Source organism: Paenibacillus sp. 2003 (assembly GCF_031455635.1).
Taxonomy (GTDB): domain Bacteria; phylum Bacillota; class Bacilli; order Paenibacillales; family Paenibacillaceae; genus Paenibacillus; species Paenibacillus amylolyticus_B.
Window position 1 is genome coordinate 2613429 of sequence record NZ_JAVDTB010000001.1, and the last position, 26260, is coordinate 2639688.

General features: G+C 46.9%; 21 protein-coding genes. 6 read left to right on the top strand and 15 right to left on the bottom strand.

The window, feature by feature from the left end; genetic code table 11:
* Positions 1–62: 62 nt before the first annotated feature.
* Positions 63–764, top strand: a complete 702-nt coding sequence (locus J2X75_RS11240; RefSeq protein WP_310336435.1) for a Crp/Fnr family transcriptional regulator — start codon at positions 63–65, stop codon at positions 762–764.
* A 121-nt stretch (positions 765–885) separates the two neighbouring features.
* Here the strand turns inward: J2X75_RS11240 and J2X75_RS11245 are convergent, their stop codons facing one another.
* Genes J2X75_RS11245 through moaA form a run of 6 tightly spaced genes read right to left on the bottom strand, consistent with a single transcriptional unit; the run spans position 886 to position 10067 of the window.
* Positions 886–2397: a nitrate/nitrite transporter gene (locus J2X75_RS11245; protein ID WP_307535020.1), complete on the bottom strand. Its 1512-nt coding sequence runs from the start codon at positions 2395–2397 to the stop codon at positions 886–888.
* Positions 2398–3123, bottom strand: coding sequence for a respiratory nitrate reductase subunit gamma (gene narI / locus J2X75_RS11250; protein ID WP_310336437.1), 726 nt, complete (start codon positions 3121–3123; stop codon positions 2398–2400). It abuts the gene before it with no gap.
* On the bottom strand, positions 3120–3782 hold the full coding sequence (gene narJ / locus J2X75_RS11255) for a nitrate reductase molybdenum cofactor assembly chaperone (RefSeq protein WP_310336438.1): 663 nt from the start codon (positions 3780–3782) through the stop codon (positions 3120–3122). Before narJ ends, narI begins: the two co-directional genes overlap by 4 nt.
* Before the next feature lie 14 nt (positions 3783–3796).
* Positions 3797–5266, bottom strand: a complete 1470-nt coding sequence (gene narH / locus J2X75_RS11260; protein WP_150365487.1) for a nitrate reductase subunit beta — start codon at positions 5264–5266, stop codon at positions 3797–3799.
* Positions 5256–9008 (bottom strand): nitrate reductase subunit alpha, encoded by a 3753-nt coding sequence (locus J2X75_RS11265; protein WP_310336440.1) that lies wholly within the window; start codon positions 9006–9008, stop codon positions 5256–5258. Before J2X75_RS11265 ends, narH begins: the two co-directional genes overlap by 11 nt.
* A gap of 57 nt (positions 9009–9065) precedes the next feature.
* On the bottom strand, positions 9066–10067 hold the full coding sequence (moaA, locus tag J2X75_RS11270) for a GTP 3',8-cyclase MoaA (protein WP_124116286.1): 1002 nt from the start codon (positions 10065–10067) through the stop codon (positions 9066–9068).
* A gap of 319 nt (positions 10068–10386) precedes the next feature.
* Here moaA and J2X75_RS11275 point away from each other — a divergent pair, with 319 nt between their 5' ends.
* From J2X75_RS11275 to J2X75_RS11295, 5 genes are read left to right on the top strand one after another with little or no spacing between them, the layout of a single operon-like run.
* Complete coding sequence (locus J2X75_RS11275) at positions 10387–10620, top strand: DUF2249 domain-containing protein (protein WP_091029052.1); 234 nt, start codon at positions 10387–10389, stop codon at positions 10618–10620.
* Positions 10621–10637: 17 nt separating this feature from the next.
* The gene (locus J2X75_RS11280; protein WP_124116285.1) at positions 10638–11012 is read left to right on the top strand and encodes a hypothetical protein; all 375 of its coding nucleotides are present in this window, start codon (positions 10638–10640) and stop codon (positions 11010–11012) included.
* Entirely contained in the window at positions 10999–11604 is a 606-nt protein-coding gene (locus tag J2X75_RS11285; RefSeq protein WP_124116284.1) for a DUF2249 domain-containing protein, read from the top strand. The genes J2X75_RS11280 and J2X75_RS11285 overlap by 14 nt, the downstream gene beginning before the upstream one ends.
* 13 nt (positions 11605–11617) lie before the next feature.
* Complete coding sequence (locus J2X75_RS11290; RefSeq protein ID WP_091017894.1) at positions 11618–12850, top strand: hypothetical protein; 1233 nt, start codon at positions 11618–11620, stop codon at positions 12848–12850.
* A gap of 31 nt (positions 12851–12881) precedes the next feature.
* Entirely contained in the window at positions 12882–13181 is a 300-nt protein-coding gene (locus J2X75_RS11295; protein WP_397383532.1) for a metal-sulfur cluster assembly factor, read from the top strand.
* Positions 13182–13397: 216 nt separating this feature from the next.
* Here J2X75_RS11295 and J2X75_RS11300 read toward each other — a convergent pair whose 3' ends face one another.
* The 9 genes from J2X75_RS11300 to J2X75_RS11340 all read right to left on the bottom strand — a co-directional run bounded on the left by J2X75_RS11300 (position 13398) and on the right by J2X75_RS11340 (position 26205).
* Complete coding sequence (locus J2X75_RS11300) at positions 13398–13739, bottom strand: cupin domain-containing protein (protein ID WP_310336450.1); 342 nt, start codon at positions 13737–13739, stop codon at positions 13398–13400.
* A gap of 143 nt (positions 13740–13882) precedes the next feature.
* Complete coding sequence (locus tag J2X75_RS11305) at positions 13883–15841, bottom strand: ABC transporter permease (RefSeq protein WP_310336452.1); 1959 nt, start codon at positions 15839–15841, stop codon at positions 13883–13885.
* Complete coding sequence (locus J2X75_RS11310) at positions 15816–16586, bottom strand: ABC transporter ATP-binding protein (protein ID WP_017687815.1); 771 nt, start codon at positions 16584–16586, stop codon at positions 15816–15818. The genes J2X75_RS11305 and J2X75_RS11310 overlap by 26 nt, the downstream gene beginning before the upstream one ends.
* A 192-nt stretch (positions 16587–16778) precedes the next feature.
* Positions 16779–17777 carry a sensor histidine kinase gene (locus J2X75_RS11315; protein ID WP_310336457.1) on the bottom strand — a complete coding sequence of 333 codons (999 nt, stop codon included), beginning with the start codon at positions 17775–17777 and terminating at the stop codon, positions 16779–16781.
* A complete protein-coding gene (locus J2X75_RS11320) occupies positions 17774–18487 on the bottom strand; it encodes a response regulator transcription factor (RefSeq protein WP_310336459.1) in 714 nt (237 codons plus the stop codon). The genes J2X75_RS11315 and J2X75_RS11320 overlap by 4 nt, the downstream gene beginning before the upstream one ends.
* 83 nt (positions 18488–18570) lie before the next feature.
* Positions 18571–19545 (bottom strand): diacylglycerol kinase catalytic domain-containing protein, encoded by a 975-nt coding sequence (locus J2X75_RS11325; protein ID WP_310336760.1) that lies wholly within the window; start codon positions 19543–19545, stop codon positions 18571–18573.
* Between the two features lie 71 nt (positions 19546–19616).
* The gene (locus tag J2X75_RS11330) at positions 19617–20660 is read right to left on the bottom strand and encodes an SPFH domain-containing protein (protein ID WP_310336461.1); all 1044 of its coding nucleotides are present in this window, start codon (positions 20658–20660) and stop codon (positions 19617–19619) included.
* Positions 20661–20857: 197 nt separating this feature from the next.
* On the bottom strand, positions 20858–25234 hold the full coding sequence (locus J2X75_RS11335; protein ID WP_310336462.1) for a glycosyl hydrolase 53 family protein: 4377 nt from the start codon (positions 25232–25234) through the stop codon (positions 20858–20860).
* Positions 25235–25488: 254 nt separating this feature from the next.
* Complete coding sequence (locus J2X75_RS11340; protein WP_310336464.1) at positions 25489–26205, bottom strand: YceI family protein; 717 nt, start codon at positions 26203–26205, stop codon at positions 25489–25491.
* Positions 26206–26260: the final 55 nt, after the last annotated feature.

Genomic DNA, 26260 nt, shown 5'->3' on the forward strand with positions numbered 1-26260 from the left:
AACCTCCTAGGATTGAATGATGTCGAAGTTCAGAAATATGAACACAGAGAGGAAAGATTCTCATGAGCAGGGTAAACAAAGATTCAGCAGCTGAGTTTTTACAACAGTTCCCCATCTTTCAGGACCTTAGTCCAGAAGAATTAAAGCAGGTTGAAGATATCGCCATCTCCAGAAGCATTCATAAGAAAACGGTCATTTTTAGCGAAGGTAGCGAAAAAGAAGCTGTTTTTTTCATTCGTACCGGCATTGTTAAAACATATAAAACGGATGAGAACGGACATGAACAGATTGTCTCTTTCCTCAAAACAGGGGATATGTTTCCGCACACCGGCTTTTTTAACGCACACCCCTATCCGGCTACCGCTGAAGCGATTACCCCTACTGAACTACTGGCCATACCTGTCCGATTGTTCGAACGATTAATGCTGGGCACTCCATCGATTGCGATCAAAATCATGCGTGTACTCGGAGACAAAATACGAGAATTACAGGATAAATTGCAGGTACTCTCTGGTCAGGATGTGCGCAACCGTGTGCTTTCCTTCCTTCTCATGCTCGCAGAACAGCATGGACAGATACATGGAGACCAAATTATCATCAACCTTCCCATGACACACCAGGAGTTTGCCAATTCCATTGGTACAACAAGGGAGACAGCGAATCGGCTTCTAAATCAGCTTACTAAAGAGCATTTGATCGAAGTGGATCGCAGCCGAATTATCATTCTTGATTTACAAGCATTGAAACAACAAAAGGATGCATGATCACCAAGCTCCACTGGGGTTTCCCAATTCCTTACACCAATCTCTGTGTGCAAAAAGAGACCTTAACGCCTGCAATCGATGTTAAGGTCTCTTGCTGTATGCACAATTACCGATACATGTATCAGGCGATTGTGAGCTCTGGCTTGCCCATGTCACTGAACATGCCCGCATAATATTTGACTTCGCCTGCTTCATTACGGATTGCCGTAATACTTAGCCATTCCTGATAGATGTCTCCATTTTTCTTCCGATTCCAGATCTCGCCTTGCCAATATCCTTTTTCACGTAATTCCAGCCATAATTGGTCATAGAAACGTTTATCCTGCTTACCGGATTTCAGCAGACTTGGCTTCTGTCCAACCGCCTCTTCGGCACTATACCCAGTGACCGCAGTAAAGGCCGGGTTCACGGATGTAATAACACTGTTTGTATCTGTGATCAGAATGGCTTCAATGGTACTCTCCAGAATGCTGGCAGATAACTGAAGCTTCTCCTGGTAGAACATCCAGATCACAAGTACCAGGCTGACCAGCGCAATCTGAGACAAAGCCATGAATCCAATGGCATAATGACCGGTCATGCTGTACAACAAAGTCAACATCAACGGAGGGAAGAATCCACCCAGCCCCCCCATAGCGGAGATCACCCCATTCGCTACACCTGGTTGTTTGACGAAATACATTGGCACTAATTTGAAAATGGTTCCGTTACCTGTCCCTGCGCATAATGCCACAGTCAGACATCCAATCGTATAGATATAGAATGATGGCGCGAAGGATAATACAATCGCTGCAATCGTTAATCCGCCAAAAACAAACATTAATATTTTGAACGGATTAAATCGATCTCCAAGCCAACCTCCTACGGGCCTCATAATGGTTGCAACGAGAATGAATCCCGCTGTACGAATACCTGCATCGACTTTATCCATCTGAAAGTGACTAACCAGAAAATTCGGCAAATAGACCGTAAACGCCACGAACGAGCCAAATGTCAGAAAATAAAACAAGCAGAGCAACCATAGTTTATTGTTGCGTGATATGGCCTTCAGTTGCTGCATCAATGGAGCGTTAACCCGCACTTCCTGTTTGTCACCCAGAACGAAATTTAGCGCAGCCATCCCTACTAGTAAAATACTGTAGAGCAGAACCGTCGTAGACCATCCCATACGATCAGCGATCAGCGGGGCTCCGAATGCAGACAGTGCTGTACCCAGGTTACCAATTCCGTAGATCCCGTTAACAAATCCATGTCGCTCTTTCGGATAATATTTGGGCAGTGAAGTTACACCGACGGAGAAGACAGCTCCACCAATACCGAGGAACAGTCCACCAATAACCAGATCACTGAACGACGTCGCTCGGCTAATCCACCATACCGGGGCCAGCAACAGGACAAAGCTGATCATGAAAATATTGCGTGCTCCATATCGATTCGTCCAATAACCAATCGGAATACGGGCAATCGATCCGATCAATACGGGAATCGCTGTCGCCCATGCAAGCTGAGAAGACGTAAGCGCAATGTCTTCTTTAATAAATGGCATCAGAGATGACAGGATAACCCATACCATGAAACCAAGAACCAGACTTGCGGTTTGCAAGGGCAGTTGAACCTTTCCTTTATGTTGCATTTACATCGCCCTTTCCTTTTTTTGTTCCTGATTCGGATACACAGCTCCATCTCTTCTGCGATACAACACATAACTGCGTTTCAGATAACCCAGTGGCATACTTAACATGTGAACCAGACGAGTAAATGGAAACACGCAGTACAGGACAAAGGTAAGCAGAATGTGTACTTTGAAATTCAGCGGTACCGTCTGCATCAGAACCGGATCAGGCTGGAATACGATCAGACCTCGCAACCATGGATTAATCGTTGTTCGATAGTCGAAACCTGTGTGATTCACCGCATTGGCCGAGGTCGCCAGTATTCCGGTGACAATGACAATGATCAACATGACAAGGGCCAGCCAGTCCCCGATGCTGCTTGTTGCCCGCACCCGGCGAGCAACATAACGGCGAACCAGTAGAATGACTGCACCTGCAAATGCAATGATCCCCGCAGGCAGTCCTCCTGCGATAGCCATCAAGTGATATCCTTCATCACTCAGGCCGATCCAGCGATAGAACTCCACCGGAACAAGCAACCCGGCAATATGTCCACAGATTACGGCGAATATTCCAATATGAAAGAGTAAGCTGCCCCATTTTAACATGCGTTTCTCCAACATCTCACTGGACTTGGACGTCCAACTGAAGGGATTCGTCACATATCTCCAGATCGTCGCCGTAATACAGAAAACAATGACCATATAGGGAAGAGCGCCCCATAACAACAGTTCCAGTGTACTCACCGATTCCCCCTCCTCATCTGGGCAGCGATCTGCATAAGATCTGCTGGTTGTTGGTTAACTGTTTCTTCTTGTTCTGGCACATCAGAGGCAGGAGGCTCAGGAATGACCTGTAACATCAGGCTGAGTAATGGTCCATATGGGCTTTTCTGCCCCGCAATGCTTTTGCTCATTGTGACCAACGCCTTATGGCAACTGGAGAGCACACCTAAGGCGTCTTCCTCGGGAGCCTCAGCTACAAATTCAAGCACCATAGGCAGGTAGTCCGGCAACTCACTTACTTCCATGTAAAATCCCGCAGCTTCGTATCTGCGCTTCAATTCAATCAAAGCCGGGCCCCGATCCCGCTCATCGCCATGAAGAGCATATGTGAGATAGAGGTTAGACTTTTTATCAAAATCAAATGTACGAACATAAGAATCCTGCCACTCAATCGAGCTAACAACCTGTGCTTCATCGACAAATGTCAACAGGATCTGGTTCACCGTCTCATCCGAAATAGACTGTGCAGCTTCCTTAACACCTTGTAGTCCTTCTCTCCATTCTGTATCAGGATATTGCAGCAGATAGGAGATCAGTTTACAGACCATTCTTCTCGTATCCGTATCGTAATCAAGAGCCTGACCTGTTCCTTCATTGGTATCGGTCGTCATCGTTGTCATTGTCCCCTCTCCCATCAGAATACCCCGCAAGAACCTGGACCACCTGCAAAATCAAGTCCGCAGCTGCCCTGTTCGCTGAAGAGATCTTCCACTTCCTCACGGTGAGCTGGCGGGATGACAAAACGGTCATTGTATTTCGCAATAGCGAGCAGTCGGTACATGTCCTCCACTTCCTGAGCATCCATGCCTACCCTTTCCAGTAATTCCGATTCACTGGTCTTGCCCGTCTGCTGGTTACGCATGTGAATGCGCATAACTGCCATTTTCCGCAGTACTTCACGGATTCGATCCGTATCTCCTGCCGTAAGCAGATTGGCCAAATATTCCACGGGAATACGCATGTTATCAATCGCCGGGAAAATATCATTGGCCTCCAGTGAACTTCCCTGTCCCTCTACCCGATTGGTAATCGGGCTAAGTGGTGGAATGTACCATACCATTGGCATGGTGCGGTATTCAGGGTGAAGCGGGAGCGCAATTTTCCAGTCGATAACCATTTTATAAATAGGGGACTGCTGCGCTGCAATAATCCAATCCTCTGGAATTCCGGCCTCGCGCGCTTCACGAATCACCTCAGGGTCATTCGGATCAAGGAAAATATCCATCTGGGATTCATAGAGATCCTGATCATTTTCAACTGAAGCAGCGGCTTCAACACGGTCCGCATCATACAGCATCAAGCCGATATAACGGATCCGTCCTACACAGGTTTCGGAACAGATCGTTGGCAGACCCGCTTCAATCCGTGGGAAACAAAGAGTACATTTCTCGGCTTTGTTTGTCTGCCAGTTGAAATAGACTTTTTTGTAAGGACAGCTCGACACACAGAATCTCCATGCGCGGCATGCATTTTGGTCGACCAGTACAATGCCGTCTTCTTCCCGTTTGTACATCGCTCCGGAAGGACAGGAGGATACACATGCCGGGTTGAGACAGTGTTCACAGATTCGTGGCAGGTACATCATGAATACCTGTTCAAAATCCATTTTGATTGAATCTTCGACACCCTTCATATTGGGATCTTCCATTCCGGTTATATGGGCACCTGCCAGATCATCTTCCCAGTTCGGACCCCACTCCAGATTCATATATTCACCGGTAATCTGGGATTTGGGTCTTGCTACAGGCTGGTGTTTTTTCTCCGGACTGTTCGTCAATTTCTCATACTCGTATGTCCATGGCTCGTAATAATCATCAATGGTAGGCTGATCCGGATTATGGAAAATGTTAAGCAGGCGTCTTGCACGTGTTCCGGATTTCAGCTCCAGCTTGCCATTCTTCATCTCCCAACCACCGCGATAACGCTCCTGGTCCTCCCATTGTTTCGGATAACCGACCCCTGGCTTGGTCTCTACATTGTTCCAGTACATATACTCTGCACCTGGACGATTGGTCCAGGTGTTCTTGCACGTTACACTACATGTATGGCACCCTATACATTTGTCCAGATTCATGACCATGCTGACTTGTGCTTTAATCTTCAAGCCAATCCACCTCCTGCAGTTTTCTAATGATGACGTTGAGGTCACGCTGGTTGCCTGTCGGGCCATAGTAGTTGAAGCCATAACTTAACTGGGCATAACCGCCAATCATATGTGTCGGCTTCACATGAATACGTGTCGGACTGTTATGTGTACCTCCACGTGTCTGTGATATGTTGGTGCCCGGAACATTAATGTGACGGTCCTGAGCGTGATACATGAATGCCATGCCGCGAGGAATACGATGCGTTACTACGGCTCTGGCAACGACTACCCCGTTACGGTTGAAACATTCGATCCAGTCGTTGTCAACGAGTCCCGCTTCTTCTGCATCTTCGTGGTTCATCCAGATTGTCGGGCCACCTCGGAACAGGGTCAGCATCGGCAGCGCATCATAGTACATACTGTGGATCGACCACTTGTTATGCGGTGTCAGGTAGTTAAGGACGATTTCCTTGCCACCCTCAATCGGACGTTTGCTGTTGGGATGAAACGGCGTATGCTTCAGCACAGGTTTAAATGTCGCTAATGTCTCTCCGAACTCACGGAGCATCGCATGATCAATGTAGAACTGCTGTCTGCCTGTCAATGTACGCCATGGAATGAGGCGCTCCACATTGGTGGTGAATGGCGAATATCGGCGTCCACCTTTTTCCGATCCGCTGAATGCAGGCGAGGTAATGACCGTTTTCGGTTTGGAAGTGATCTCGTCAAACGTAAAACATTCCTCCGACCGTTCCTCAGCCAAATCTTTCAGATGTAATGCTGTTTTCTGTTCAAGCGCCTCCCACGCACGCACAGCCATCTTGCCGTTCGTTGTACTGGACAAGGTCAGAATGGCCTCCGCAACGTTACGGTCTGTGCTCAGATCCGGACATCCTTGTCCAATGCCATCTTTACGGTGCACGCCCAGAATGCCCTTGAGTTTTTCATACTCTTCACTAGCTGACCAAGATATGCCTTTGGTGCCGATTGGTTTATCCTTCACCACAGGTCCAAGGCTGATCATTTTGTTATATACGGCAGAATAGTCACGTTCCACGACCTGAATATGTGGCATCGTTTTACCCGGAATTGCTTCACATTCTCCCGCACTCCAGTCTTTGATCTCTCCGTACGGTTGAGCAAGCTCATCCGGTGAATCATGCAAGAGCGGTGTAGCAATGATCTCCTTCTGCGGCCCATCGAATTGCTGCGTAGCCATCTCGGAGAATACACGTGCGATTTCCTTGAAAGTATCCCAGTCGGAACGGGATTCCCACTGCGTGGCTACCGCCGGGTTGAATGGATGAACGAACGGATGCATATCCGTACTGCTCAGATCGCTTTTCTCATACCAGGTCGCTGCTGGCAGCACAATATCGGAATACATCGCTGTACCTGCCATACGGAAATCCATGTTGATCATCAGGTCAAGCTTGCCTTCCGGTGCTTCATCCACCCACTCCACATGCTCTGGGCGCAGTCCATGATCGTCATCGTTCAGCAATCCGTTCGTTGCACCGAGCAAATGTTTCAGAAAATACTCATGCCCTTTGCCAGAACTTGAGATCAGATTCGCTCTCCAGACAAATAGTACACGCGGGAAGTTCGCCGGATCATCCGGTTGTTCGATCGAGAACTTCAGATTTTTGTTCTGTAGCTCGGAAGCAACATAAGCGCCAATCTCTTCCTTCGTCGTTGCTCCGGCCTGTAGTGCATCCTGATGCAGATCAATCGAGTTACGATTGAACTGTGGATAGGATGGAAGCCAGCCCATACGCGCAGCCATCACATTATAATCAGCCACATGCTGGAACCGCGGTTCACCTTCAAGCGCCGAAGTCAACTCTCCGACTTGGGTCTCCTCGTATCTCCATTGATCTGTTGCAAAGTAGAAGAAGGATGTTCCGTTCTGCAGACGTGCAGGTCCGGTCCAGTCACGAGCAAAGGCAATCGTCTGCCAGCCTTCAGCCGGACGCAGTTTCTCTTGACCGACATAATGGGCCCAGCCTCCACCGTTCACACCCTGACAACCTGTCATCAGAATTAAGTTAATGATGGCGCGATAGATGACGTCGGAGTTGTACCAGTGATTAATACCGGCTCCCATGATGATCATGGAACGACCTTTGGTATCAATCGCATTCTGTGCGAACTCACGTGCAATCTGTACGACAGTCTTTTGGTCCACACCAGTGATTTTCTCTTGCCACTCTGGAGTGAATGGTTTTACTTGTGTTGCATGCAAGATGTCATCTCCATCGTTAACACGTACACTCAATTGTTCCACACCAGTGACTACTTCTGCTGAATCCGCTGAACGTGTCATTTCACGTTCAATTCCGTATTTAGCAAGTACCAGATCGTATACGGCTGTTACTGTAATCCATTTGTCTCCTAACCATATCTGACGTACAGGAATCTGCCGCTCCATGACGTGTTTTCCCTCATCATCAAAGTACGGCAGTTGAATCGTTACAAGATCATGATGAACTCCGAGCATGGATAGTCTTGGATCAATCGGCTCACCGTTCTCCACCTGTTCCATTTTGAGATTCCATGTGCCTTCTTCACCCCAACGGAAGCCCAAACTTCCTTTCGGCATCGCATAGGTTCCACTGTTTTCATCGTAAACGAGCGTTTTCCAAGCCATGTTATTACCTGTGATGCCCAGATCTTCCCCAACGAGAAATCTGCCTGCTGTGTGTACGCCATCCTTTTCTTCCACGATCAGCAGATTTGGAAAGTCCGTATACTGTTTGGCATATTGCATGAAATAGTCCGTAGGTTTTTCAATATAAAACTCTTTTAGAATGACATGGCCCATAGCCATCGCCAGAGCGCCGTCCGTTCCTTGTTTTACCGACATCCACGTATCTGCGAATTTCACATACTCCGCATAGTCCGGGCTGATCGACACCACTTTTGTTCCCCGATAACGTGCTTCAGCCAGGAAGTGTGCATCCGGTGTCCGCGTCATTGGCAGATTCGAGCCCCATACCAGAATGTATCCCGAGTTGTACCAGTCACTGCTCTCTGGCACATCCGTTTGATCACCCCAGATCTGAGGTGAAGCCGGTGGCAGATCCGCATACCAGTCGTAGAAACTGAGCAATGGCGATCCCATCAGGGATAAAAACCGTGATCCTGCTGCATAACTGACCATCGACATGGCAGGAATCGGAGAGAAACCAATAATCCGGTCCGGTCCGTATTCTTTGATCGTATGAATTAGCGAAGCGGCAATAATCTGTGTCACTTCACCCCATGACGCGCGAATCAATCCACCTTTACCACGTACCGATTTGTATCTTTTCACTTTGGCCGGATCATCCGCAATGCTGGACCATGCTTGAACCGGGTCACCATGTGTCTGAAGCGCATCACGCCACAAGTCCAGCAGCGCACCACGTACGTAAGGATGTTTGACACGCAGCGGGCTGTACAGATACCATGAGAAACTCGCTCCACGTGGACAACCTCGTGGCTCAAATTCCGGCATATCCGGTCCAGTTGAAGGATAATCAGTAGCCTGCGTTTCCCAAGTGACAATGCCGTCTTTCACATAGATCTGCCAGCTGCATGATCCGGTACAATTGACGCCGTGTGTGGAACGCACCACTTTGTCGTGCTGCCAGCGGCGGCGGTAGACATCTTCCCAATCCCGGTTAACCGGGGACATCTCACTCCAGCCCTCCGCACTTTTTTCACGTTTGGCAAAATATTTGAGTTTGCCCATCCAGGGCATGCTTTTGTTACTCATTGTTGTCCTCCCACATATATGACCTGTTGATGCAAGTTGAATCCTGAACTGCTGTTGCTAACCTCCGATTTGCGACATATGTCGCAGCGTTGGCGTGCCGTCAATCTGTTGCCCGTTTAAGGCTTTTAACATGTCATGTGTTTCGGGTTTGGCTCCGAGCGCCTTGTAAAATAAATCCTGCACCGCCTTGTCATCACCTACGAGTGGACGAACATTGAACTCATCTGACCAGTAGAGACAAGGTTTGATATTTCCGTCTGCTGTCAGCCTGAGCCGATTGCAATTTCCGCAGAAATGGCTGCTCACCGGGTGAATCAGACCAAAGGTTCCGGCAGCTCCCACAATGCGATAACTATCTGCCGGGCCATTGCCGTAAACTTCACCACAGCTTTCGTAGTTCCATGATGCTCCGCATGTTTCCAGCACATGTTCGAGTGGTAGATATCCTGATCTCCAGCCATCACCACTGTCACCTATGGGCATGTACTCAATAAAACGAATATCAATTGGATCATCCAGGGTCATACGCAGAAAATCTTCCACCTCATCGTCGTTCACGCCTTTCATGAGTACGACATTTAGCTTGATCGGATGAAATCCTGCTTGTTGGCTGGCTTTGATGCCGTCCAGCACACGTTGCACTTTACCGCCTCGTGTAATGCTTGCGAATCGCTCCGGCTTCAAGGAGTCGAGGCTAATGTTCACCCGGGTTAGTCCCGCAGCCTTCAGCAGATCCGCATAAGCTGCCAGATATATACCGTTCGTTGTCAATGCGATATCTTCAATTCCTGGAATGGCGGACAACATGGCAATCAGTTGATCCAGCCCCTTGCGAACAAGAGGCTCCCCTCCAGTTAAACGCAATTTCCTAATGCCTAATGGAGCAAGCGCCTTAACGATGGACGTGATTTCTTCATAGGACAGGATTCGTTCTGTCGGTTCAAACTGCATTCCTTCCTCCGGCATACAATACACACAGCGGAGATTACAGCGATCCGTAACCGAAATTCTTAAGTAATCATGTATTCTTCCAAACGGATCCATTAATTTCGATTCCATACACGTACCTCCCTTCTCTAGGGTGCTGTCTTCACATCAGCCGAAGGAGAAACCTGCTTCCTCTCATCGAGTGTCATCTTGACGCTAAATATAAGGATGTCTCGTTCGCTCAACTGTGCAAAATATCACAAGAAGTGAAACATAGCGCACAGTTGCACATCTATATATGCTCCGCAACCCTTTTCCAAACAGGATTTTGGTCTAAATAAGGCAAAATTATGGCAAAAGGAAATGTGTGAGCAGGCTCACACAGACCCCTCTTCACATTTTCTATAATCAAATTGCAACACCACACTATCCCTATTTGGAGGAATGACACATGAACACATACACAGCAACCATTAATGCCACGGAGTATCCACCGCATTTGAAACATAAAGTTATTTTCGAAACGTTTGATCAATTGCAACCACAGGAATCCATGCTGCTCATTAACGATCACGATCCTAAGCCACTTCGATTCCAATTCCAGTCCACACATCCCGATGGCTTCAACTGGGAGTATATTGAGCAGGGTCCTACAACCTTCCAGGTCAAAATCAGCAAATTATAGATTGGAGCTGAACCGCCATGGCCCACGTTGAAATCATTGACGATACTACACTTCGCATCACGCTGAGGTTGGAAGATGCCCTAACCATGGTACAGATAGCACAGCGTGAGCAGGCCGAATATGCGCAAGAGATTATCACCATCTACGAAAAAATGTCTGTGTTCGAATACACTCATTTCTGTTTTTACGCCTATGACAGTGCAAGACTTTTTGAGCGTATGCTCGGGATGGACCCCAAAGCCTATCTGTCCTTCTCCCTCGATGCGCCGGAGTCATTCTTCTATGCGCTGTACGGTGGAATGGCCGCCCTGTATGAATCATCTCTGCAGTTGGTACAGCAGGCGGATGTAGCTAGTGCAGGATCGGATGTGAACGCACATGTCTCCATCTGACGTCCATATTGTTGAATTGGATGTGCGTCCTCATCTGAGTAAAAAGTTGGAGCCGTTTCAACTGATCATGGACACGGTCAAAGGCCTTCAGCATGAAGATGTATTTGTACTACATGCTCCATTTAAACCAACGCCACTGCTCGGTATTCTCAAGATGAAAGGATACTCCAGCACATCGGAAAGAAAAGGTTCAGATCACTGGGTTACCACGTTTGTGCACAAAAAAAACAAAACCGGTGCAAAAGCATTATCTGCAATGGTTTTATCTGGATCAGAAGTTAATTGGGAACCCCATTCAGATGAAGAATCAGCTTCATGCAAAGGACATTCAGAGGAGCAAGCTGTTGCGATTGAAAAATTTGAATCCCTACAGGCGCCCACCGTTATACTGGACAATCGCGGATTGGAACCGCCACAGCCAATGATGCGAACACTTGCCGCACTGGAACGTTGCAAACCTGGGGAAGTCGTACTGATTCACAATGACCGTGTGCCAGTTTTCTTGATTGAGGAGTTAAATAATCTCGGTTGCCCCTTCACGGTTGAGGATCAAGCCGATGGTACGGCCAAAGTGAGAATTGAAAAAGGGTAAGGAGGCAAAAGCCATGTCCAGGTTGCCGTTTCTTTTTATCATCACGGGCATCTTTGGATTTGTAATGTATCACGCATTCTCCCTGCTCTCGCTGACAGGCTGGCTTGGTGATGAACTCAGAGGACCCGAAGGCTGGTTTCATGCCCATCTGTTTGTGCTCGGGTGGGCAACCATGCTGGCTATGGGTGCCGTTTATCAGTTGATACATGTTATTTTGCAATCCAATATCTACAGTCTGTTTCTCGGTTATTGTCATTATTTCTTGTTCAGTATCGGAATCGTGGGTATCTTATACGGCTTCATTCATGCAGATGTCATCTGGATTGCCGTTTCTGCTACACTCGCGCTTTCTGGCATTCTGTTGTTCGGATGGAATATGGCCGTTACCCTCTTCCGGGCCTCACAGTGGAATCCGGTAACGATCAGCGCAGCTTGTTCCTGTCTTTATCTGGTTCTTACCGGGCTGTCCGGTATGCTAATGGGTCTGAATTTTGCCTTTGGTGATTGGAATAGTCTGCATGAACGCTTATTCGGCGCACATATCTGGATGGGAACACTTGGCTGGTTTGGCATGTTAATTACCGGCTTCAGTTACAAAATGCTTCCCATGTTCTACTTATCCCACGATTATTCCATTCGACTGCAAAAAGTGGTCCTGGTTCTGTGGAATGCAGCTGTAGTTACAGGTGTTGTCGCATTTCTGACAGGTATTAAGGGAGGTCTGCTCTGGCTCGCGCTCCTACTTCTAACCGCAGCCCTTCTCTTCTATGTGTATCACTTGGAGCAAATTCAGGAGAAACGGCACAAAAGTAACCCAGGTCCGGGCATCCGCTGGTCTGTGTATGTAAGCCGTGCGTTGGCTGTATATGCTGTTGCCCTACTGATCTATTCCTCACAAGGGACTGAACTACTGCTCCATCCACGTGTTGTTCTGCTGTCTGGATGGGTATATCTTGGGGGCTGGGTGTCTCTCACCATACTTGGTTATGCCTCCAAAATCGTGCCTTTTCTATGGTGGACCCACAAATATGGCAAGCAGGCAGGCAGACCCGGAACACCGCTGATGGCAGGTATGCTAAGTGAACGGTATGTCAATTGGGGTATGCTCGCCATGGTCGCTGGAAGCCTTTTGCTTGTCAGTGGAATTCTGATTAATCTGGCAGAGGTCATGATGGTTGGAGGGACGATTTTGTCTCTTGTCTCCATCGTTTATATAACAAATATTGCTTTGGTATTCAGACGTTAATGTTAATAAAATGGACTGGAGAGTGAACATGATGGAACAAACCACGCATTTGCTGGAATGTCTCAAGGAAGTATATGACCCTGAATTAGGTGTCAATATCGTTGACTTGGGTCTGGTGTATGAAATAAGGGAAGAGCCTGAACGGGTACATGTACGGATGACGCTGACTACACCAGGTTGCCCGCTGCACGATACAATTGTTGGTGCGGTGAAATGGGTTTTGCAGGAAAATACAAATAAGACTGATATTGATGTTCAAGTCGTGTGGGAGCCACAGTGGTCTCCACAGCTGATGTCGAATGAAGCCAAGGAAATGCTGGGATACTTCTAGGCAGAATGACTACAGACCGGATGAACGAACAAGTTGTCGGCGGAATACGAAGAAGCGTACCTCTGATGCTCTCAGACCCAGGTACGCTTTTTGTTTTGCGATGGAACAGAATCAAGGTATTCTTGAATAAAAATAAATAAGGAAACTCCAGAATAGAGTTCCCCCTTGTATTAGTACCGATCAGTGAATCATCATATCGATCCTTGATATTAGATGTTAGATGTCCTTGGCATACGATGCTGCTGGTACTTTATTTAACACCACGAACAAACGAACCTCCTGATCTCCTGTATTATGGAATGCGAACTCCACCTCACCGCCACAATGGATCACATCCTCTTGTTTCACCGCTTGTTCATTTCCATCCAGAATAAGTGTGCCTGTGCCTTCGACTACCAGCAAAATAACGTCTGTGCCCGGATGTTTATGAACGGGAAGCTGCTGACCTGGCAGAAAATGAAGTACAAAGGTCACTCCACCACCCTGTTGGAATAAAATCCGTTTCGTAAAACGGTCCTCGCTGAATGTTTTGACTTCTTGCAATGACGTGATACTCATGATTAATCTTCCTCCTCGATAATATAATCTGTGAATACATTCATCTTATCGCAAGAAAACCCGCGTTTCCTTGATCTGAATCAAGAAATGCGGGCAATAACAAATCATGGTCGGTCCCTTATGATCGTTTGTTTCTAAGATGGTTAAACCATCATTTTGCGCAGAGAAGCGATATATCTCGAACGTATAACGAAGAAATAAAACGTCTGTGCAAGTACAAAGGCACCAAATACAGTCAACACCGGCATCGTATAATTCGTTATACCGAATTCAGTAAGAAATGGCTTAACCACGACCAAAGTTTCAATGATAGCTACCCCGATCGGTAAAAAGAACAAAATGGCAATCTGAACGGTGGATGATCGTTTCATCTCCTGGAAACTGAGACCCATTTTCGAAAGAGAATGCACCATCTTTCCATCCGCTTCAAGATCGGTATGCAGTCTGAAATACAAAAAGCTTGCGGAAGAAATCGAGAAGATTAATCCGATAAATATGCCCAGGAAGGTAAAGAGTGCTGTCCCCTGTCTGAATCTTTCAAAATCACCGTACCGCGTACTCAGATATCCAGAGTGGTTATCCGTTGAAGCGTTACTGCTTTGAATGGAATCCGCAGAGAATAGAAGCTGATCGCTGACCATGGCTTCCGAGGAGTGGCGGTCAGGTACCGCATGACCCCATGCAGGGATCTGATACAGATATTTACCAGATATCATATTCTCTTTGATCTGTTGGGCAATCTCTTCATACTTCTCATCCGGTAGGACAACTACACCTGTAGCATAGAGTAGGGTTCCAAACTGTGGATCGATATCTGTATCCGTAACCCGAGCTTCCAGTGGGCTCGCATTCAGACTCAACGTCAACTTGTCTCCCTTCGCATAATTACGAAATCTGTTGCGCTCTATCTGACCCTGATCCTTCTCATTGCGGGTATCCACAAATAAGGCGGATCCGGCATCCAATTGGAACATCTTTTTCCCTTGTGTCAGATTGTATTGGTTGTAGTGACTAAGCGGCATAACCGAGACAGCACTCTGATCTGCAGCTGACCAGAAATATTCCAGATATATCTGTTGATAATCCAAACCTGCAGCTTCAAGCATCGAATCAATAGCGCTCATATCCAATTGCTCTGCTGGTCTGAAGACATTGTATTGAATTGGAAAATCGTTGTTTGTAAACTGCTCCCGGTTCTCCTGATCCAGTGACAAAATTACAACTGCACTCATTGAAGCAATCGCAATGACCACGGTCACCATAAACAGCATGCGGGCATTATCCTTCATTTTATAGCTCATCTCTGAGATCCATAACAGACGTGTACCATGCCATACCGTTTTACGATTACGCTTCAACAAACGGATGATGAGCACGGAAAGTTGTGAATAGAAAAAATATGTTCCTGCTATCCCTGTTACTGCTGCAAGCATGATTGTTCCGCCATTTAACTCGCTACGGAGTACCATAAAACCTACTGTAAGTAAGGCAAAACCCAGAAGTGAGAAGAACCACGAAGCTTTGGGCTCTTTTTTAGGTTTGCTGGTCCCCGTCAAAAGTTCTAACGTCCGTTTGTTTCCGATAAAAACCAATGTGAAGAGTGAAATGCAGAAAAATAATAACAGAAAGGCCCCGATCGTAATCAGAATCGCTTTCACCGGAAAATAAAAGGACAGATCATCCATCCCGATAAAACGAGTAGTTAACATCAGGAACAGCTTGGACAACAACATACCTCCGCCGATACCGGCAATAATGGACAGACAGCCGATCGACATATTTTCCAATATGACCAATTTCCGAATCTGTCCAGGCTCCGCACCAAGTATGGTCAGAATGCCAAACTCTTTATTCCGTGATTTGAGAAAAGCACTGATGGAATACATGACAAAGAAAAAAGCAAACACGTACACGATAATTGAAGCGATCTGCATCCCCGTAGCAGTTGTGTCACCCATTGGCAACTCCGCCACATATGGATGATAGATAAATACTGCATAAGCGAAAAATATCATGACCATAAACACACTGCTAAGAAAAAAAGCAATATACGCTCGCCCATTGCGGCGAATGTTATTAAACGCGAACTGAGGAAAGCTCATGTGAATTCCCTCCCCAGAAGGATAAAGTATCAATGATCCGCTGGAAGAACGTCTGTCGATTATCTCCGCGGTGTACCTCGGCTGCCAGTTTTCCGTCCTTGATGAACACAATTCGGTTGCAATAACTTGCAGCAAGGGGATCATGTGTAACCAGCATAATGGTCGTTTTCTCTTGCTGATTAATCTGTTCAAGCGACTCCATGACGGCCTGAGATGAAGTAGAATCCAATGCGCCAGTAGGTTCATCCGCCAATACAATCGAAGGCATATTAATCATGGATCTGGCAATGGCTGTGCGCTGTCGCTGTCCGCCCGAGATTTCGTACACTCGTTTATCCAGAATATGATCAATCCCAAGCTTGGCTGTAATACGGTGTAGTCTGCTCTCCATCTCCTTCAGTTTGACCTTGTCCAGTGTCAATGGAAGTACAATATTCTCGGCAACCGTCAGCGTGTCCAATAGATTGAAATCCTGAAAAACAAACCCGAGTTCCCGACGTCGGAACATGGCAAGTTCTTTCTTTTTCATATCAAACGGATTCATGCCATTAATCAGCACCTTGCCTGAGCTGGGTTCATCAATGGTGGAGACCATGTTTAACAAAGTTGTTTTGCCACTACCCGACGGGCCCATAATACCCACAAACTCACCTTGCTTGATTGTCAGATGAATATCACTAAGGGCTTGAGTCTGCACTTTGCCCTGATATACTTTGTTCAGTCCCGATACTTGTAACATTTCCATACATAATTCCCTCCTAATCCATCATTCTTTATACGTTAATTCTATTCTTATCCTAACTGACCTCCCATAACGGTGCTATCGAATTACCTTAAACTTCCCTTACAGTACGTTTAAGGTTCTGTTCCCCTGCCTCCATAACTTGTTGTATCTATAAAAAAAACACCTCACCCATGGCTGTGGGCAAAGCGCTCTTTATTGCGGATATTTCGAATGAATCCAGCTAAATCTGACCAACGTTCCCTTATTCAGCTCCGAAAACAACTCTACCCGGTTATCCAGACGTGCACTGATCTCACGAACCAGATATAACCCCATCCCTGTGGATTCGTGGTATTGCCTGCCACGTTCACCTGTAAAATAGGGATTGAACACACGATGAATATCCTCGGACGAGATGCCGATTCCCTCATCCTGAATGTCCAGGATTGTACGCTCTTCCTGTTTATAGCCGGTAATGATCACTTTTTTGCCTGATTTGCTATCGGAATAGTTCACGGCATTGGTCAAAATCTGGGTGAACATGAACCGTAGCCACTTGGAATCACTGTATATCTGAAGGTCGCCCTCCATCCGGATATCCGGCGTAATGCCTCTGCGAATAAACAAACGTCGGTTCTCTGCAATGCTACTCCGAAGCACCTCATGCAGAGACAGCAGCTCTACACGAAAATCCCCTTCGAACTGTTCAAGCCGTGATGAATGCAAGACCATCTCGAGTCCTTTGCGCATTTTATCCAGCTCATCCTGAATACTGCCAGCCGTCTCATCGTCCACATCTTCCAAGGTCAGTTGGATAATGGACAACGGGGTCTTCATCTGATGAACCCAGCGATTCATGAATACCACCTGCTGTTCCTTACTGGTACGTAATTGACTTATCTCATTCTGCCGATTACGCTCCAGTTCATGTAACAATTCCTGGATGGCTTCCGCCACGACCGAATTTCCAAGCGTTTGGAAAGGCTCGTTTACCAGTTTACGTGGTTGTTCAAGTAGACGATAATACGCTCGTAGCTGGAGGTAACGTATGACCAGATAGATCAACAACACAACAGTACTGATCAGCATACCATAGAGAACAATTTTCATCGGACGGCCCTCACCAGAGAGCCAGTAGACACACGGAACCAGCAACATCTGTAACACATAAAATCCGACTAACAACAGGTGGTCTTTCAGGAAAAGTCTCATTTCCCTTTTCCCTGTGCGGATGAATCCAGATCCAACACACGATAACCCGCTCCGCGAACCGTCTCCAAAATCTCTTCTGCACCCAACTCCTTCAACTTCCGGCGAACACGTGTAATATAGACATTCAACGTATTATCATCGATAAAATGCTGATCTTCCCACATTTGTTCCAGCAATTTTTCTCGGCTGACAACTCGCCCTGCCTTCGCTATTAGTGCTTCCACCAGTATCGCTTCCTTCTGTGTCAGCTCTGTTGAACGTTCCTCATATACCAATACAAATCGCTCAGGATAGAGGATCATGGGACCATTCGTCACCGTTACTTCCTGTTGAACAGCAGCGTAAGAACCATAGGCTCTGCGCAGCTGACTACGGACTTTGGCAAGAACGACTTCATATTGAAAAGGTTTCGTAATATAATCATCCGCTCCATGTTCCAACGCCATAATCTGATCCATACCACTATCACGAGCCGATATGAATAAAATGGGACATATGGAATGTGTGCGTATCTGCCTGCACCAGTAGTATCCGTCATATTGAGGCAAATTCACATCCATCAGCACAAGGTCGGGATTCACTTCCACAAATTCATCCAGTACATGACGAAAATCACCGGTGACTTGTACCTGAAATCCATTTCGGCTCAGATAAGCCGCCAGCAATCCTGCAAGCTTGGCATCATCTTCAACCAACAATATCGATTGCATCGTTAACCCTCTTTCCGTTTCCTGACGTCAATGTATCACATCTAGTTACCCATTTTAGTTGGAAACGGCTTGAAAATAAAGCTTTAGACCACGAGACGCCCTCTCTTCTCTGCCAAACCAATGATAGCTTCCACTCCTGAATTAAACTCAAGAAAGTCCTGCTCGACCCCATCGCTGAAAATAACACCATCCTCTGGCATCTGGGATACAATGTGCAGTGGTTGCTTCGAATGGATCTGTCCAAACACCAGATTGGCAGCTGTCGTTCGGCTCGGAAAAGGTTCACGTACTGAAAAATATAAGTACGGCGCATCCCAGTTAAAATGATTCAGCTCCTGCCTGCTTCCATGAATGGATGCCGATGCTGTAGCGACCTCTGCTTCGGAATTCATGTTCTGCCATGCAGCCGACCCTACAATTCCGGTGGCTCCGGCCAGCACACTTTTGAACCAGCCTGTCGATCCCATGCCTGTGGATACAATGATACCGCTGGAGGATTGTTGTTCTACGGATGTACCCAAACGCACTTCATAACGTGCCGATACATGTGTCTTCCGACCAATGAACAGATCGTTGACTCCATATAGATACTGTCCATCATTTAGTTCCACTTTGGCGAGAGTGACTTCTTTCAATGTTCGTTGCTTTCGAATGACATCAGGAACAATGAAGCTCAGATCTTCCACGGTAAAAGGTAATAACACCCCGTCCCACCGCATCGGGTCCGGGTTCACACCAATGAGCGGCTGCTCGGTTACGTATTTGAGGGTATTGGCTACAAGCCCATCCTGTCCAACCACGACCACGATATCCTGCTCTCCAAAGATAAAATTAGGCACATGTTCCCGATCAATTGTCTGAACGCGGCCCAATTGACCCAGTTGCTGCTGTGCCTGCTGCACAGATAGCCGATAACGACGGTCTTCCTCCATATAATCACTGAAGTCTGCGCCCAGACGTTCAATATAAAACTGAGCTTGCTGCACCGTGTTATATCGAACCACCAGTTCCTCTAGTCGGGTACGACGCTTAACGAGAATGAGCTTGTGTTCGCTCATTCGATCGTCCGGCGTAGCCTCATGACGTACTGATTTCCCTGCTTGCTCTGTCTGCTCTCTTCTTCCTAATCTCATCGTGCTCGACCTCCCTGATCTCTGCCCGGCATGGGAGACATCAACCCCTGCAACAGATCCGGCGAGATATTAAGCTGTCCGATCTTGCCTGCATTTTCGGCCAGTTCCTGGAATGCTAGTGCGATCAGCTTATCAGAATTCATGCCCATGTTTGCCATCGCTTGCAGTACATTTGGCTGTACATTTTGCAACGAATTCATCACGGCAGCAATCTCATACGCTTTGGCATCGGCTTCCGCATTGTGATTGGCAATGGTTAATTCAATCAGTTGCTGCTTGCGTTCCTCCATCGCTGTATTGAACTGAAGCTGCTCCTGCTCCATCTCGTTTTGTTTCTGTTTCACCGAGCGTTCTGCCTGCAATTGGGTCTCACGAATTTGCTGTTTCTTTGTCTCCACGGCAATTTCGGTGTTCAGTTCGTTCTCCTTCACTCGTCTCTCCTGTTCAATCGATGCATTGCGACGCACATACAGCGCTTCATCTGCTTGACGTAAAATCTCTTCCCGCGCTTGTGCTTCCAATGCACGCATCGTCTCTTTATTGGGCAGAATGGCCAGGATGGATAGACTCATCAGCTCAACGCCCAGTTTCTCCAACTCTTCACTTTGCACAACTTCGCGTTTCATGCTGCTTGCCAGCCGTTCACTGGATTGAATGGCCTCCTTCAACGGCATTTTCTCCAGATATTTCTTGGTTAGTACTTTCGCTGTGGTGATCACCCGTTGGTCCAGTTTGCCGGGGTCGTCTGAAATATACCGATTCTTGCGCAAATTGTATGTGTAATTCAGGCTCTGTGTTATTTTCAAATAATCTACAATGCGATAACTTAGCTGTCCCTGCACAGTAACGGTCTGATAGTCCGCCGTAATCTCTTCGAACATAAAAGGTACATCCACCGAGGACACGGGTAGCACCACTACCGATGTGGTCGGCTCATAATAATAGAAGGACAGTCCCACGCCTTGACGTTGTACTTTTCCATTTTTCACCTTCATGACATATTCGCTGGGTTGAAACTTCGCAAATCGGAATCCAAACATGGCTCATTCCCCATTTCTTAATATTGTCGTTTTGATATTATCGAAATGATACCAAATGAATTCGATATTGTCAATACGACATTTACGAAATGTTTATATGCCTATTTAGAGAAAGGGATGACGTCTGAACCTCTTCTTTCCACAAAACAAAGAGACCGAATCAGTTGATTCGATCTCCTTACCTGCTTTGTTATTTTCTAATACAGTTGTTCCATCAATCTGGCTACTGCAACAGCCCCTTGTGCACGGTTCGCCGTTTCTTTCGGAGCAAACGTGCCATCAGGCATGCCATTTAGCAGTCCAAGTTGTTGCATCCAGGCTACAGCCTCTTTGGCGTATGCCGCGATCTCGGCGTTGTCTACAAACACCATATTTCCTTGTACAGAATGGGTCACATCCTCACGCTGCACAACCTTCAGTGCTCTGTTCAGCATAACGGCCATATCTTCTCGCGAAATACGTTCATTCGCTCCAAAGCTTCCATCTGCCCGGCCTTGAATAATGTCCATTTCAATTCCAAGTCGTACTGAATCGGCATACCACTGCCCTTCCTTCACATCTGTTGGGACCGAAATAGATGGATTCGGCTGGCGTGTATCACCAATACCTTTAATAATCATTTGCAAAAATTGTGCTCTGGTCAGTTCATCTTGCGGGGCAAAACGAGTTGCGCTCATCCCCGAAATAATCCCTTTACCGTAGAGGTTCTGTACCTCTTGGATTGCCCAATTGTGATTTTGCAAATCATGTAATGGCACTTCAACTTCTGCAATGACATAACTGGTGGATTCCAGAGGTTTGAACGTCATCGTTTTGGTCTTGTCATCGTACTTGGAATACGTAACAGGTTTCATTTCTCCACTTGGAGATATGGAATGTACAACCATAACTACATCATTTTTTTTAGGTTGCTCCACATTGGATAGAGCAACTTCAACCGCTCTGTTTGTCCATTGCAATGGCTTATTGTTCATTAACAAATTCACATCAACAATCGCATGATTACCGATCGCTGCTTTTTGAGATGTGGACAGTGTATCTGTCGATCCTTTTGCCACTACGATGTCGAACGTTCCCGCAGTCTCCGCAATAATTAGCGGGAGTGATTTTAGAGGAACACGAACGGTAGTCTGTCCTACAACTACATCCAGGAATTTCACTTCCTCGGAACGAATCCATGCTGCCAGTTGACTTGCACCCAATTGGAATGTGACTGTCTTGGCTGTGTCAGGCACATCTGCAATCAGTTTCAATGTACGATTTCCTGCATCCATGGATTGCAGTGCCTGAGTTAATAGGGATACATCTGGACGAATCGAATACTTCTCATCCCCGGTTGCTGTTCCTTTTACCGTTATCAGACCCTTAACTGGCGGATTACCAGGTTCAACCGGTGGTGTTACAGCCGGATTCCCCGTTGAAGGAGCTGTTCCCGGGTTGGAAGGTTGTGAAGGTACACTTGGTTCTGATGGCTGGCCAGGGCCAGGTGTACCATCTTGACGTACAAGCTTACTCACAGCATCTTGTAACGCACGATCCGCATTGCTCACATCTTGCATTGAAGATTCAACATCCAGAATGAATGCCTTCGCTTCAGAAAGTGCCTTACTAAATACATTCCAGCTTGAAGTCGTGTATTCGGTTTGCTTTAATTTCTCAGCGGTATCTACAGTAGCTTGCAGTGCAGATTTGTCCGCCGGGAACGTACCGTATGCTTCAAATTCCATGAATCCTACCCATGTGGGACCTGTTTTAATCGTTACCCGAATGTAACGTCCCTCCGTGCCTTCTGGAAGTACATGGCTAGGTGCGGTCGATACAACAACATCACTTGTGGTGTCGACTACTTTCACAAAACTTTTGTTATCATTGGACACTTCGATCGTATATTTGATGCCGCCACTCCACATGGACATGTCGATCTTGCGCAGGTTTGTGACTTGCCCCAAATCCACTTGCCACCAGCTGTCAATACTCTTATCAGTCCCCCATGAAGTGTTCGGATTGTTGTCAATTGCACCCTCAGGAGAGTTGGCTTGATTACCTCCTGTCCCTGCACTGCTTGAAGCCTTCGCCGTTTTGCCCGTTGTTAAAGCCTCTAGAGAGACCAGATTAGTAAAGGCTTGTTTCAACGTACTTAGTGCTGAATTCACCTCAGACTGGACAACAGCATTGTTATCTCGGACCTGAATCGCTGCCTGCAAAGACTGTTCCAATACAGACCAGCTCCGGCGTGTATAGGAAGATTTAGTCTGCTGCTGCATTTGTTGAATGTACTGGTGCAGTTGTGTTTTGTCCACATTGGATAGACCTTGAATCGCATCATGCAAACGTTTAACCGCTGTATTCGCATCCGTCTGTGTTGCTCTTTGATCATTCAATACCTGCTCAGCGCCTTCCAGCGCTTTGGTCAATACCGCCCAAGTGGCCGCAGACCAGTCAGTCTGCTGATACGTACGCGCTTCCGCTATTTTAGCTCTGACCTCGTCAAGCTGCGGGGCGATAACCTGCATCTGCTGCATCACACGTTCTAGTGCTGTTGTCGCTGCATCTGTATCTGCTTGAGTTACCCCACCCGGCGTGTATGCCTGACGATTTACGTCATCCGCTGCCGAGATTGCCGGAGCCAGAGTCCCCCAGCTTTCCGGAGTAAAATCAGTCTGTACCAATGATTTGGCTCGTGTAAGTGCCGCATCCAGTTGCTGGCGGTCTGCGGGCAGAAGACTCAATCCACGTTTGTACACATCAAGGGACCATAACGCTCTACCTTCATACGAATGTCCGCCGTTGGCCGGAAATTCGTCGTAATCAAACATGGCTTGGTTCTCCCATGCATTACCTTCGGATGCAATCCAGCCTACACCGGCCGGAATCCAAGCTGGCTCCCAGTAGAAGAAACCTGCGCCATGATTTCCTGGCACGTTCGCAATCATGTCCATAATGCCGGCGATGGCATCATATTGGCCTTGGACTGTTGCAGGGAATGTTGCTCCCCCAACATGAAGCGCTTCGTCCGACCCGATGATGTTCCCATGAGCGTCCCCGTTTTTGTAGGAAAACGGATAGGACGTTTCAGCGATAATGACATCTTTGCCAAACTCGACTGACACTTCATTCATCGTTTTCTGCACATCCGCAAACGTCCCATGCCAGAAAGGGTAATACGATAGTCCGATAATGTCATAGTCCAGTCCGCCTTTACTTAACTCTCCAAAGTACCATTTGAACGTATCTGCCTTGCCACCTTCAGCCAGATGGATCATGATCTTCACCTTATCCGCGTTATTGGTGATCTCTCCTTCTACTGCACGTACAGCATCAATTCCGCTTTTCAGCAATGCAACATTTTGCTTAAAATCCACGTCGCTGCTCAAGCCGTTCAGAACACCACTGTTGATCTCATTACCGATCTGCACCATATCAGGCATGGCGCCCTTAGCTTTCATTTCTCCCACAACTTCATACGTATAGTTGTATACGGCCTGCTTCAGCTCTTCGGGCGAAAGACCTTCCCAAGCTTTTGGACGAAGCTGCTGACCCGGGTGCGCCCACTCATCCGAGTAGTGGAAATCCAGCAGGATCTTCATACCTTTTTTCTTCACCCGCTCGGCCAAACGAATGACATCTTCCTTATCGTTGTAGCCCCCTGATTTCTGTGGATCATTCCACAGACGAAGACGAACATAATTGACACCGCGATCCTTGAGAATATCGAGCAGATCACGCTCTGTACCGTTGCTGTCCACATATTTTCCGCCTTTGTCCTCAATGGCAGTCAACGTGGAAATATCGACACCTCTGACATAGTCTTCACGATACCCCTCAACGATCACCTTAGCTTTAAGCTGAGGCTCTGGAGGCGCACCATATACAATTCCTGTTACCGTAAATTCGCCTGCAGAGGCGTATTGCATAGGGTCGATATGATCCCAAGTCACAGGCACCATTCCCGATTTTTCATTCTGAAACTGTGCCTTTACCTCGTTGGGCAGAAATGGCGCACTTCTGGTCACCGTTCTCACTTCGATCTCATCATATCCTTTAATATTGGCTGGTTCAGTTCTTTCTGCTTCTCCCCACACTTTGAACTCCAATATTTCCGGCCAGACTCCCTCACCCTTGTAAAAAGATATGTTCAATCTGATGTATCGCACATCATTCTGCTGAAACGTCAGATCAGCGATCTGTTTGGGATCGGCATTTTCATTTTGATCAGCAACGTTGGTCCATGCCTGCTGATCAGCAGATGTTTCTACCATATATTTCACAACCGTGTTTTCTCTCCACGTTATTTCCGCTCCGGACAGATTGTAGTCTTCACCCAGATCAATCATCACCCATTGTGGTTGTTCCGTTGTCACTCCCGCCGTAGCAGTCCAATGCGTGTCACTTTTACCATCAACCAAATGCTCCTTTTTACTTCCCCACTCCAAATATTCTGTGCTTACCGTAACTGCCTTGTTAAGTGCCACGTTCACTTTTGCATCTTCTGCAGCCGCTGGACGAACCATCAGCCCCAGATCACAGAACAGCATCAGTAATACCAGACACCCGCTTATGTACCTTTTGTTCACTCTTGATCTCCCCCTTTTTGTGTTTGATTGTGCATGGATCAATGAATGTTATGAATCCTCCTCATTGTAAGCGCTTAATAGTGATGGGTAACACGGCATTATCCAAAGGAAACAGCAGTTTTTTTAACAATATGATCCTGTGACAGTTACATTTGAGCTATAAGAATCACACTATTTGTAAGAAACAAAAAAATCTGTCCGTCCACCCTAGGGCAGAACAGAACAGATTTTCAGGTATATGATCGTTGCTACACTTATTTGGAGAGTTTCAATTCAAGTTGTACCTGGATATCATTTTCAGTCGAGAGCACCACCGAGTGTGGATTTTCCATTCCGAAATCTTCGAATGTTACCATGGATGTTGCCGACAACAATACTGCATTATTCTCATAAGCAGCTTTTGCATCAAAAGTTACTTCTTTTTCAATACCTTTAACCGTAATCGTACCATTCATTTTGATATCAACCGTTTGACCGACAGGCCATTCCGCAGGTACCCCTTCAAATGAAGTCGCTGTAAATGTAGCTTGTGGATGTGTAGCAACATCGAAGAACTCGGCTTGCTTCACGTGTCCATCACGCTGTCCATTCCCGGAATCAATTCCATCCATTTCAATCTGTCCTTCTGCTTTCATCTGGGAAGCATCGTCTACATTAATAGTCCAATTGCCTGTTACCTGCTCGTCCACAAAGTTAACTGTCTCCTGTGATGTGGTTACGGAGAAGTATACTTTGGAACCTTCGCTGATGCTCCAGTCTCCGTTCAGTTGCTCTGCTCCTGCAGTTTCATTGGCTACAGCCGTTCCTGTGCTATCTACCGTAGTTGTGGAAGTCGCTGTGCTCGCAGGAAGCACCTGCTCAATCTCCACGTTGTTCCCCAAGTAGCTATTGCTGAGATAGTATCCACCGCCACCGATTACGGCAACCGCCGCTACACCTGTTATAAGCCATGCTTTTGCTTTCTTGTTCATCTCTATGTTTCCTCCAGTACATGATTGTTTAGGTTGCTTGTTGGAGTGAATCATA

Bases quoted from the DNA above. Each gene is read 5' to 3' on its own strand.
- J2X75_RS11240 (WP_310336435.1), top strand. From the start codon at position 63: ATGAGCAGGGTAAACAAAGATTCAGCAGCTGAGTTTTTACAACAGTTC.
- J2X75_RS11245 (WP_307535020.1), bottom strand. From the start codon at position 2,397: ATGCAACATAAAGGAAAGGTTCAACTGCCCTTGCAAACCGCAAGTCTG.
- narJ (WP_310336438.1), bottom strand. From the start codon at position 3,782: ATGACAACGATGACGACCGATACCAATGAAGGAACAGGTCAGGCTCTT.
- J2X75_RS11265 (WP_310336440.1), bottom strand. From the start codon at position 9,008: ATGAGTAACAAAAGCATGCCCTGGATGGGCAAACTCAAATATTTTGCC.
- moaA (WP_124116286.1), bottom strand. From the start codon at position 10,067: ATGGAATCGAAATTAATGGATCCGTTTGGAAGAATACATGATTACTTA.
- J2X75_RS11275 (WP_091029052.1), top strand. From the start codon at position 10,387: ATGAACACATACACAGCAACCATTAATGCCACGGAGTATCCACCGCAT.
- J2X75_RS11280 (WP_124116285.1), top strand. From the start codon at position 10,638: ATGGCCCACGTTGAAATCATTGACGATACTACACTTCGCATCACGCTG.
- J2X75_RS11285 (WP_124116284.1), top strand. From the start codon at position 10,999: ATGTCTCCATCTGACGTCCATATTGTTGAATTGGATGTGCGTCCTCAT.
- J2X75_RS11290 (WP_091017894.1), top strand. From the start codon at position 11,618: ATGTCCAGGTTGCCGTTTCTTTTTATCATCACGGGCATCTTTGGATTT.
- J2X75_RS11295 (WP_397383532.1), top strand. From the start codon at position 12,882: ATGGAACAAACCACGCATTTGCTGGAATGTCTCAAGGAAGTATATGAC.
- J2X75_RS11300 (WP_310336450.1), bottom strand. From the start codon at position 13,739: ATGAGTATCACGTCATTGCAAGAAGTCAAAACATTCAGCGAGGACCGT.
- J2X75_RS11305 (WP_310336452.1), bottom strand. From the start codon at position 15,841: ATGAGCTTTCCTCAGTTCGCGTTTAATAACATTCGCCGCAATGGGCGA.
- J2X75_RS11310 (WP_017687815.1), bottom strand. From the start codon at position 16,586: ATGGAAATGTTACAAGTATCGGGACTGAACAAAGTATATCAGGGCAAA.
- J2X75_RS11315 (WP_310336457.1), bottom strand. From the start codon at position 17,777: ATGAGACTTTTCCTGAAAGACCACCTGTTGTTAGTCGGATTTTATGTG.
- J2X75_RS11320 (WP_310336459.1), bottom strand. From the start codon at position 18,487: ATGCAATCGATATTGTTGGTTGAAGATGATGCCAAGCTTGCAGGATTG.
- J2X75_RS11325 (WP_310336760.1), bottom strand. From the start codon at position 19,545: ATGAGCGAACACAAGCTCATTCTCGTTAAGCGTCGTACCCGACTAGAG.
- J2X75_RS11330 (WP_310336461.1), bottom strand. From the start codon at position 20,660: ATGTTTGGATTCCGATTTGCGAAGTTTCAACCCAGCGAATATGTCATG.
- J2X75_RS11340 (WP_310336464.1), bottom strand. From the start codon at position 26,205: ATGAACAAGAAAGCAAAAGCATGGCTTATAACAGGTGTAGCGGCGGTT.